We start from the raw sequence: 6,480 nt of genomic DNA, 5'->3' as shown, positions 1-6,480 counted from the left end.
GCAGGAGCGCCGTCGCCTACGATCAGCGCATGCAGCGCATGGCCATGGGTGACGCGGACGCCGGCACGATCATCGAGCAGACCCTCCGCGACGCCGAGCTGGAGTGGGAGAGGTCGGCCGACGGCGGCCCATGGCTCAGAGTGGGGGTGGACGGTGCTCCGGCGGCCGGTACCGGGGAGTCGGCGGCCCGACTCGGCGAGGCCCTGCGCGCCCGGGGGCGGCCGTCTTTGGTGGTCGGCACGGAGGGCTTCCTGCGCCCCGCCTCACTGCGCTTCGAGCACGGGCGGGAGGACGCCGACGCCTATTACGGGGAGTGGGTCGACACCGGCGCGCTGTGGCGGGAGGTGTTCACCCCGCTGGAGCCGGGCGGCACCGGGCGGGTGCTGCCGGACCTGTGGGATCCGGTGACCGACCGGGCGACCCGCAGCGGATATGTCGGGCTTCCGCCGGGCGGGGTGCTGCTGCTGCACGGCCCGCTGCTGCTCGGACATTGGTTCCCCTTCGACTTCGTCATCCATCTGAGCCTGTCACCGGGGGCGCTCGCCCGGCGCACCGAGCAGGACCGGCGGTGGACCCTGCCCGCCTTCGCCCGCTACGAGGACGAGGTGGGACCTCGCGAGGCCGCGGACGTGATGGTGCGCGCCGACGATCCCCGGCACCCCGCGTGGAGCGGCCTCGACCGGTGAGACCGGCCGTCTGCCGCGGGCGGGAGGGCCGGGTCCGCGGGAGAGGCGGGGCGGCGCCACACGGGTGCGCGGCTCGCGGTCTCGAGGTCAGAACAGCGGTTGCGGCAGGACCCCTTCCAGGGCCAGCAGCCGGCGCTTGGTCTCCAGGCCGCCGCCGAAGCCGCCTATCCCGCCGCCGCTCTCCACCACCCGGTGGCAGGGCACGACGACCGGCAGCGGATTGCTGCCCATGGCCACGCCCACCGCCCGGGCGGCACCGGGCTCGTGGACCCGGTCGGCCAGGTCCTGGTAGCCCACCACGGTGCCGTACGGGACATGGGCGGCCAGCTCGCGCAGCACCCTGCGGTTGAAGCCGGTGATCAGCGACCAGTCCAGGGGCAGGGCGAACTCCCGCAGCGTGCCGGCGAAGTACGCCTCCAGCTGGCGTATCGCCTCTTCCAGGGGTGCGCGGCACTCCTCACCAGGGGCGGCACCGAGGCGACGGGTGAGATGTGCGACCGAGGCGGCCGCCCTGCGGTCGTCGGCGTGGAAGACCACCTGGGCCAGGCCCAGCTCGGTCGCGGCGAGCAGCAGCGGACCGATGGGGGTGTCCAGCACCGCCCATGACCAGGCGCGGGCCTCCCGCCGCGGTGCCGAGTCCGTTGCCGAGTCCATCGGCTCTGTGTGCGTCACGGTTCCAGACTAGGCGGGGGCACTGACAGTGCCCCCGCCGAAGGGGCCGCCGTGGTGCGGGCGGCCCCGCCCGCGGCTATCCGGCCAGGGCCGCGGGGGATGCCGGGGCCGCCGCGGCGGCCGGGTCCGCCAGGGCCCGGCGCACCACGTCGGGCGTGTTGGTGATGATGCCGTCCACGCCCTGCTGGGCCAGGCGGACCGCGGTGGGCCCGTCGTTCACCGTCCAGGTGTAGACCTCCAGCGGATCGCCGTGCGGCCCGCGGAGCGCGTGCACGGCGGCGACATAGCCGGCGTCGATCGTCGTGTGGCTGGGGTTGATCTGGTCGCTGAACTCCGCGTACGCCGGGAGGTCGGCGAGCGAGGGGGTGCCCAGGAAGCCGGTCTTGATGTCCGGCCGCAGCTGGTGGACCGTCTTGACCGCCTGGGCGTTGAAGCTCTGCACGATCAGCCGCTGCTTGACGTGCCGGCGGTCCAACCAGCCGTCGTTGCGCAGCTCGCGGAGGGTCTGCTCCTCGATGCCGGGGTAGAGCTCGGGCGACTTGAGCTCCATCAGCAGCTTCTGGTGGTTGTCCGAGACCCGCTTCATGTAGGCGTGGAGGGTGGGGACCCGCTGGCCGGCGAACTCCGGTCCGAACCAGCTGCCCGCGTCCAGCCGCTCGATCTCGGCGAGGGTGAAGTCGGAGATCTTCCAGGGCGCCCGGTCGGGGAACACCTGCTCGACATCGGTGGTCCGGTTGAGCGTGGTGTCGTGCATGATGATCAGCTTGCCGTCCTTGGTCCGCTGGACGTCGTTCTCGACCCAGGTGATCCCCAGGTCGTGGGCCGCGTCCACGGCCGCCAGGGTGTTCTCCGGAGCGTAGGCGGAGGCGCCGCGGTGCGAGACGGTGACGGGTCTGTGCGGATGGTCGGCAGCCTGGGCGGGCACCGCCTGTAAGAGGAGCGCGGACAAGCCCAGGAGCGCGCCGGTGACGGTGGCGAGAGGCCGGATGTGCATGGATGACTCCTCGTATCATCGGTGTCACGGACAGGTGAAGCCTGCCAGCTGGCGCGTGCCCGTGGAAGGGGGCTGCCGGCGAGGGAGGGGCGGCAGGGGCGGCTGCGGCCCCTGAGGCATCTGCCAGGACCCAGGCAGGGCCTGGGGCGCCGGCCGGCCACCCGCTGGGCCGGCCGCGGCGGCGGCGCAGCGGATCCGCTGGTCCGAACGGTGCGGGGCCCCTGGTCCGAACGGTGCGGCGCGGGTCCTGCCGGGCCGCCGAGGCCGGCGGATCGGCTGATGTCAGTGCCGGGTCGTACCGTGGTGGCATGCGGCCCGTTTCTCAGATCGAACGCAAGGTGGCGCCTTTCGAGGTCGTCAGCTCCTACCAGCCCAGCGGCGACCAGCCGTCGGCCATCGCCGACCTGGAGCGGCGCATTCGCGCAGGTGAGAAGGATGTCGTGCTCCTGGGAGCGACCGGCACCGGCAAGTCCGCGACCACCGCGTGGATGATCGAGAAGCTCCAGCGGCCGACCCTCGTCATGGCGCCCAACAAGACCCTGGCCGCCCAGCTCGCGAACGAGTTCCGCGAGCTGCTGCCGAACAACGCGGTCGAGTACTTCGTCTCCTACTACGACTACTACCAGCCGGAGGCGTACGTCCCGCAGTCGGACACCTACATCGAGAAGGACTCCTCGATCAACGAGGAGGTCGAGCGGCTGCGCCACTCCGCCACCAACTCCCTGCTCACCCGCCGCGACGTGGTCGTGGTGGCCTCCGTCTCCTGCATCTACGGCCTGGGCACCCCCCAGGAGTACGTGGACCGGATGGTGCCGCTCAAGGTGGGCGACGAGATCGACCGGGACCAGCTGCTGCGCCGGTTCGTGGACATCCAGTACACCCGCAACGACCTGGCGTTCACCCGCGGCACCTTCCGGGTCCGGGGCGACACCGTCGAGATCTTCCCGGTCTACGAGGAGCTCGCGGTGCGCATCGAGATGTTCGGCGACGAGATCGAGGCGCTGTCCACCCTCCACCCGCTCACCGGCGAGGTCATCTCCGACGACCAGGAGCTGTACGTCTTCCCGGCCAGCCACTACGTCGCCGGGCCCGAGCGCATGGAGCGGGCCATCGCCGGGATCGAGAGCGAGCTGACCCAGACCCTGGCCCGGCTGGAGAAGCAGGGCAAGCTGCTGGAGGCCCAGCGGCTGCGGATGCGCACCACCTACGACATCGAGATGATGCGCCAGATCGGGTCCTGCTCCGGCATCGAGAACTACTCGCTGCACATCGACGGCCGCGAGCCCGGCTCCCCGCCGCACACCCTGCTCGACTACTTCCCGGACGACTTCCTGCTGGTCATCGACGAGTCGCATGTCACCGTCCCGCAGATCGGCGCCATGTACGAGGGCGACGCCTCGCGGAAGCGCACCCTGATCGAGCACGGCTTCCGGCTGCCCTCCGCCCTGGACAACCGCCCGCTGAAGTGGGAGGAGTTCCTGGGCCGGGTCGGCCAGACGGTGTACCTGTCGGCCACCCCCGGGCCGTACGAGCTCTCCCGCTCCGACGGCTTCGTCGAGCAGATCATCCGGCCCACCGGCCTGGTCGACCCGGAGGTCGTGGTCAAGCCCACCGAGGGGCAGATCGACGACCTGATCCACGAGATCCGCACCCGTACCGAGAAGGACGAGCGGGTCCTGGTCACCACCCTCACCAAGAAGATGGCCGAGGACCTCACCGACTACATGCTGGAGCTGGGCATCCAGGTGCGCTACCTGCACAGCGATGTCGACACCCTGCGCCGCGTGGAACTGCTCCGCGAACTGCGGGCCGGCGAGTACGACGTACTGGTCGGCATCAACCTGCTCCGCGAGGGCCTGGACCTTCCGGAGGTCTCCCTGGTGGCGATCCTGGACGCCGACAAGGAGGGCTTCCTGCGCTCGGGGACCTCACTGATCCAGACGATCGGCCGCGCCGCGCGCAATGTCTCCGGCCAGGTCCACATGTACGCCGACAAGATCACCCCGGCGATGGAGAAGGCCATCGACGAGACCAACCGCCGCCGCGCCAAGCAGATCGCCTACAACAAGGCCAACGGCATCGACCCGCAGCCGCTGCGCAAGAAGATCGGCGACATCGTGGCCACCCTGGCCCGCGAGGAGGTCGACACCAAGGAGCTGCTGGGGTCCGGCTACCGGAAGCGGGAGCAGACGGCCGGCAAGGGCAAGGGGCAGGCCAAGGCCCCGGTGCCCGCGCTCGCCGCACACGCCCCCGGCGCGCGGAAGGACGGCACGCTCACCGACCGCCCCGCGGCCGAACTCGCCGAGATGATCGAGGAGATGACCGACCGGATGCGGGCCGCGGCGGCCGAGCTGCAGTTCGAGGTGGCGGCCCGACTGCGCGACGAGGTGGGGGAGTTGAAGAAGGAGCTGCGGCAGATGCGGGAGGCCGGTCTCGCCTGACGGCGAGGATGCGGGGAGGGGACGCCCCGGCGGGTCCGCCCCGCCGCCTGGCAGGCGTCCCCGACACGGTCCGTTCCGTGCGGTGCGGTGTGTCTCAAGAACGACACAAAGCTCCCCCGGGGAGCCCGTACCGCCCGCGCCAGTGCATAGGGTTTGACGGGAGGCCGCACCGACGGGCGGCCGCGGGGAAACCGAGAGACGAGAGTAGGGACAGCACGTGACGGTCAACATGTCCAAGGGCCAGGCCATCAGCCTGCAGAAGGCCGACGGGGGCACCCTGACCGCGGTGCGGATGGGACTGGGGTGGCAGGCGGCTCCCCGGCGCGGGCTGTTCGGCTCCCGTACCCGGGAGATCGACCTGGACGCCTCGGCCGTGCTCTTCGCCGACAAGCAGCCGATCGACGTGGTCTTCTTCCGTCATCTGACCAGCGACGACGGCTCGGTCCAGCACACCGGTGACAACCTGGTCGGCGGCGCCGGCCAGGGCGGTGACGACGAGGCCATCCTGGTCGACCTGCAGCGGGTGCCGGTGCACATCGACCAGATCATCTTCACCGTCAACTCCTTCACCGGGCAGAGCTTCACCGAGGTGCAGAACGCGTTCTGCCGACTCGTGGACGAGACCAACGGCCAGGAGCTGGCCCGGTACACCCTCACCGGCGGCGGCCAGTACACCGCCCAGATCATGGCGAAGGTGGAGCGGGTCGGAAGCGGCTGGCAGATGAAGGCCCTCGGCGAGCCCGCCAACGGCCGCACCTTCCAGGACCTGATGCCGCACATCCTGCCGCACCTGTAGTCCACCGCGCGGTAGCGCACACTCCACGGCCGGCCCGGCGGCGCAGCATCGCCGGGCCGGCCGAGTACACCCTGATCCTCTCGGCCGCGGCCGGCTGCCGCGGTCGGGCACCGGCACACACAGGCACCGACGCGGTGACATGCAACGAGGGAGCGCAGCGATGACGGCCGAGCTGGTCCGGGGGCAGAACCACCCACTGCCCCAGACCCGTCTGGAAATCCGGGTCTCGGCGACCACACCGGTCGTGGCCGGAGCGACGCTCGGCGACCAGGACGGCACGGTCGCGGGCACCGAATGGGTCGCGCACCCCGCCGCCCCCCAGCTTCCCGGTGTCGAGGTGTCCCGGCAGGCCGCGGCCGACCACCGCCTCGCGGTCGACCTGGGCGCCCTGCCGGAGACCATCCACCGGGTCAGCGTGCTGCTGGCGCTGCCCATCCAGGCGGGCGGTCCGCAGCGGTTCGGGGGACTGCCCGCGCCGTCCGTCTCGGTCACCGGCCTGGACGGCACCCCGGTGGCCGGATACACCATCACCGACCTGGAGTCGGAGTCGGCGGTGGTCGCCCTGGAGCTCTACCGCCGGCAGGGCGCCTGGAAGGTACGGGCCGTGGGCCAGGGGTACGCGGGCGGGCTGGTGGCGATGCTCCAGGACCAGGGCCTGCCGCAGGCGGTGGAACTCGCCGCGCGGATCCAGGACGCCATAGCCCAGGGCATGGCCCGCTCGGTCGCCCAGCCCCCACCGCGTACCGGTGAGGACGGCCGGCCGCGCACCACCGCCGGGGGCGCCACCGATTCGGCCGCGGCGTCCGGTGACACCCCTCGGCCGGCGGGCGGCCCGATCGACTACCAGCACCCCGGGCGGCGCACCTCCGCGCCGCCCGCCCCGGCCCCGGC

At 71.9% G+C, this 6,480-nt stretch carries 6 protein-coding genes; 4 read left to right on the top strand and 2 right to left on the bottom strand.

The features are described from left to right. Positions 1 to 38: 38 nt before the first annotated feature. Entirely contained in the window at positions 39 to 686 is a 648-nt protein-coding gene (locus E4099_RS27190; protein WP_425348277.1) for a nucleoside/nucleotide kinase family protein, read from the top strand. Between the two features lie 87 nt (positions 687 to 773). Here E4099_RS27190 and E4099_RS27185 read toward each other — a convergent pair whose 3' ends face one another. Continuing rightward, complete coding sequence (locus E4099_RS27185) at positions 774 to 1,340, bottom strand: methylated-DNA--[protein]-cysteine S-methyltransferase (RefSeq protein ID WP_135341772.1); 567 nt, start codon at positions 1,338 to 1,340, stop codon at positions 774 to 776. A 94-nt stretch (positions 1,341 to 1,434) separates the two neighbouring features. Next, positions 1,435 to 2,352, bottom strand: a complete 918-nt coding sequence (locus E4099_RS27180; RefSeq protein ID WP_135341770.1) for a glycerophosphodiester phosphodiesterase — start codon at positions 2,350 to 2,352, stop codon at positions 1,435 to 1,437. A 308-nt stretch (positions 2,353 to 2,660) separates the two neighbouring features. Between E4099_RS27180 and uvrB the strand changes: the two genes are divergently transcribed. The 3 genes from uvrB to E4099_RS27165 all read left to right on the top strand — a co-directional run. Further along, entirely contained in the window at positions 2,661 to 4,793 is a 2,133-nt protein-coding gene (gene uvrB, locus E4099_RS27175) for an excinuclease ABC subunit UvrB (protein ID WP_135341769.1), read from the top strand. Positions 4,794 to 5,010: 217 nt separating this feature from the next. Continuing rightward, on the top strand, positions 5,011 to 5,589 hold the full coding sequence (locus tag E4099_RS27170; RefSeq protein WP_135341768.1) for a TerD family protein: 579 nt from the start codon (positions 5,011 to 5,013) through the stop codon (positions 5,587 to 5,589). 160 nt (positions 5,590 to 5,749) lie between these two features. Then, the coding region (locus E4099_RS27165) for a TerD family protein (protein ID WP_167828494.1) at positions 5,750 to 6,480 on the top strand (731 nt) is incomplete at its 3' end.

It is taken from the genome of Streptomyces palmae (assembly GCF_004684805.1).
In the GTDB taxonomy this organism is placed as follows: domain Bacteria; phylum Actinomycetota; class Actinomycetes; order Streptomycetales; family Streptomycetaceae; genus Streptomyces; species Streptomyces palmae.
The sequence above is the reverse complement of the archived record's forward strand: the minus strand, read 5'-3'. Positions and strand labels throughout refer to the sequence as shown.

Coding starts and splice junctions, on each gene's coding strand:
- E4099_RS27190 (WP_425348277.1), top strand. CDS start 39: ATGGCCATGGGTGACGCGGACGCCGGCACGATCATCGAGCAGACCCTC.
- E4099_RS27185 (WP_135341772.1), bottom strand. CDS start 1,340: ATGGACTCGGCAACGGACTCGGCACCGCGGCGGGAGGCCCGCGCCTGG.
- uvrB (WP_135341769.1), top strand. CDS start 2,661: ATGCGGCCCGTTTCTCAGATCGAACGCAAGGTGGCGCCTTTCGAGGTC.
- E4099_RS27180 (WP_135341770.1), bottom strand. CDS start 2,352: ATGCACATCCGGCCTCTCGCCACCGTCACCGGCGCGCTCCTGGGCTTG.